The organism is Neobacillus drentensis, from assembly GCF_036966985.1.
Taxonomy (GTDB): Bacteria; Bacillota; Bacilli; order Bacillales; family Cytobacillaceae; genus Neobacillus; species Neobacillus drentensis_E.
This window is the reverse complement of the sequence record NZ_JBALSN010000530.1, coordinates 291-4,309: the sequence shown is the minus strand read 5'-3', so window position 1 is coordinate 4,309 and position 4,019 is coordinate 291. Positions and strand designations below refer to the sequence as shown.

2 protein-coding genes are annotated in these 4,019 nt (G+C 32.9%); both read left to right on the top strand.

The window, feature by feature from the left end:
* Nucleotides 1-987: 987 nt before the first annotated feature.
* Nucleotides 988-3,699: a DUF3289 family protein gene (locus V7659_RS27275; protein WP_335543214.1), complete on the top strand. Its 2,712-nt coding sequence runs from the start codon at nt 988-990 to the stop codon at nt 3,697-3,699.
* Between the two features lie 22 nt (nt 3,700-3,721).
* On the top strand, nt 3,722-4,019 hold a 298-nt coding region (locus tag V7659_RS27270), incomplete at its 3' end, for a hypothetical protein (protein ID WP_335543213.1).

Genomic DNA, 4,019 nt, shown 5'->3' with positions numbered 1-4,019 from the left:
AGAATGGTCAATGGATTATGATGACATATATGATTTTTTTAATCATATAGAAAGTCTTCAGGAGTTTAAAATACCAATAAATTTGATGCCAATAAAATCAGAAATATATCAAGAAGAAATATAATCCTTATTGCTTTAACGGGTGCTTTTTGTTTAGGATGATGTGATCGCCGCGGCGGTCATTTTTTTTCTTGTTGAACTAAAGGAGCAGTTTTGTTGAAGAGTAGTGTTTAACTTGTGTTCAACAATCGGGCCATTTTCTTGAACAAAAGTTTTAAAGAAAATTGGCTATATATAGGTTCAATCTCTAAAGAAAGATCATTAATTCATAAGTCTTATAAAAATAAATAGGAAATATTTACCTTATAATCCATACTTTTAATCTGTAAACTAATACTTAGTTGATAAGATTATTTTTTAGGGAGAAAAAAAGAAAAAATGAATTTATCCCTCAAGGAATTATAAGAGCTGTTTCTGTTTATTTTATGCTCTTCAATGCTTTTTGCATTTTCGCCACAGTCTAAGGACCAAAAAGCATCATCCCCCTAACACGTTTCATATTAACGGTTGGGGAGCGAAACGGGATTTATTCATTGGTTTACAGGCCGTAAATATATTGTGTCAAAGATTTATTTATGTTTGGTAAATTAAAAAGACAAGACACTTAAATATTAGATGTCTTTCTGATTTAATATTTTTTAGAAAATTCAGTATTCATATTGTTTGGGATATATTACCACATATACTTTTGATAGCTACCAACTAGTTGCTATTAGAAAAATAACACTTGTAAAGGAGTCGATTTAATGACATTATCTTAAGGATTTTGACAATATTTATTTGGATGGGAACCACTATATCGTATGCTTCGATCATTAAACCACATAAGTTTTATTAGTATCCACCATAGTAAATGCATGCAGCTTCTCTCAATATCGTTATATTTTTATAGGTTAAATTAATATTTTTATTGAGGAGATTTTCATTTTGAAAAATAAAATAAAAAGTATGCTGAGTATTTTATTGAGCTTTGCAATTGTTTTCGGCGGAATTGGGCAAACAGTGGTGGCTAAGGGTATTAACGATGCTAATCAAGGACAACAAAAGAATTCTAGTGAGGAAAATGTAAAACAGTGGTTAAGTGAATATGAATTCTATGAGGATACCAGAGATGGATTAATCTATGAGAAGGTTGCAATAAATGAATTAAAGCGTTTCGTAACAGTCATAAAAGATTCTAATGCTAGGTTAGATTCTAATGCACTAGATACTCTGATTGGGGAACTTGATAAAACCGGAGACGTTAAGCAAACAGATATGAATGAACTTGAAATGTTTGAACAATTGATTAACCAATATGAACAAGCAGTTCAAGAGGAGTATTTAAAAGAGGTGGTTCTAAAAAGTGATCTGCTCTTGAATATCAAACATAAGTTAACAATATATCTATGGGGCTATGCATCAAATAACGATTTTAAAAAACCAACTGAAGTATTACTTGCAGATATACTCTTTAATTTTTATTTATCGGATAAAATTGTCAATAAAAATGCTATCGGCATCTTAAAAGATATCTCTGATCAATCGGATCAAAATGGAAATAAAATAAAAGCTCATTTGGATAACGCTGTGAAAATGTCTGAAAAAGGTAATGAGTTTCTAGAAAAAGATCTAGGTATCCCTGCATCAAAGTCCTATCAAAATGCATATAAACAAGTGTTATTCGGACTTGAAAAAGCAGGCTATACATTTAACACAGAATTCTTTGAATCTACATCTGACACGGACGGTGACACGATAACAGATGGAATAGAATTCCAAGAGGGAATGAATCCATTTAAAATGGATACAGATGGGGATAGTTTAAAGGACAATATTGAATATGAGATCAAATCATCTATTTCCCCAATAAAATATGATACAGATCATAATGGCATAAGTGACGCAGATGAAGATAGCGATGGAGACGGCCTGAATAATAAAGACGAGCAGGTTTATCAAACAGCTTTAATGAAGAAAGATTCCGACCAAGATAGCTTAACTGACGGATTTGAAGTACAACAGTTTGATTCATTACCTAATAAGGATGATACAGATAGCGATGGATTAGGTGATGGAGATGAATTTGCTTTAAAGACAAATCCGAATGTTGCAGACAGTGATAATGACGAGATCACGGATTCACAAGAACTCCATAAACAATCTATTAGTCAATCATTGAATCAGCCTGATCAATCAGAAATTACTAGTGTAGAAGTTAGTTTTAGTGCAACGGATAATATAAATAAAACGACTAGAATTACAGCAAACAAAGGTAATATTAAAACAGCTAATTTATACGGTCTGATTGGTTTTCCTGTAGGGATCAATACTCAATCAGAATTTGATAAAGCAAGCATTAAGTTTACTTATGATGAAGCACAGCTTGGAGACACATCGGAACATGATTTAGGCATTATTTGGTATAATGAAGATGAGGAAATGTTTGAAAGCCTTAACGCTGTGTTAGATACAAGTAAGAATACAATAAGTGTGGAAACTACTCAGCTTAGTGAATTTATGATTGTTGATAAGAAAAAATGGCTGGAGCTTTGGAGTAAGGAAACTGACTCCTCAAAGAAGCTTGGGGTAAAAAGCGATGGTTCAGGTGGCGAAGAGATAGATTCAGATGGGGATGGCTTATACGATACCTATGAAACGGAAGGAATGAAAACACCATACGGTATAATCTACACTAATCCTGACATGAAAGATAGTGACGAAGATGGATTAACCGATGGGCAAGAAATGGGTCCATTCAGAACATTCACGTTTGAGATTTTTGGAATTACGATTCATTTTGAAGGTTTCTTTCCAACCAGTTTACCAGACCAAAAAGATAGTGATGGAGATGGAATTTTTGATAATGAGGATTCAAAACCGTTGTACGCTAATTTATCCAATTTAGTCATTTTTCAATCAGATCGACCAGAAGGTTATGATGAAAATGGAAATGTAGCGAATGATATGACAACAAATGATTATACAGGAGATGAAATGACTGACATTAGCTGGATGTTCAATTTTCAATTACTAGAATCATATTTCCCAGGTATTCTCTTTGATGAGTTCGAGACAATGTCCACAAGCTTATTTTCTACGGGAGAAATGGAAGATGTTGTTTTAGATATGATTGATCATTTTGAGGAGGGAACTGGTACAGCGTATAGTAGTCAGACTTTAACTAAAAAAGCGAGTGAGCATGAGACAACAAAAGACTATGTTGAATTTGTCAAAAATGCTTTAGTTGATGAGCTAAAGAAAAATGGAGGAAATTTGGGAGCACTTCGGTTTGATGAAAGTACAAAAGCAACTAATACATTTTATCAAAATATACAGGATAATGCTTCTTACCCGACGTTTAGCAGCTGGAGTGATAGAATAGGCGGACTTACCATTACGGTAAATGATACGTGGGGGAATACGATATCCGTAAAAGATTTTTCAGTAGAGAACAATCACTTTGAAGGTGTCATGCATGTTCGTTTATATGATCATTTTGGGCTAGATCAGCCAGATGTGGAGAAAATGTATGTCAACTTAGCAGGATTTCGTTCTTGGTTTGTCTTACAGCATTATGAAGATTATGATGGGGAATATAAACCCTTTGTTACTTTAATGGAAATGGATATCCCATTCGAGGGGGAATTGAGCAATTAAAGTTAATTTAAAAATTCTAGTTTTGATTATTGGTATATTCTTCATTCCATTATACTTAATTGGATGTACAAAGAATGAGGAATCAAGCGGGGAAACAAAGATTTTCGAAATTGCCAATACAGAACAAATCGTTGGTAAAAAGGATGAAGAAATAGTAACTCTTAGAAAGCATTACATGATTCTGAATCCACCAAAAGATTTAAAAGATTTGAAAGAATTAGTTAAAAAATACAGTAAGAATCATCCAGTTGAAGGTGAAATGAAAGTAATAGAAGGAAAAAATAGGATTTTTTATATGTCCTTCTATAGGGAAAGTGACG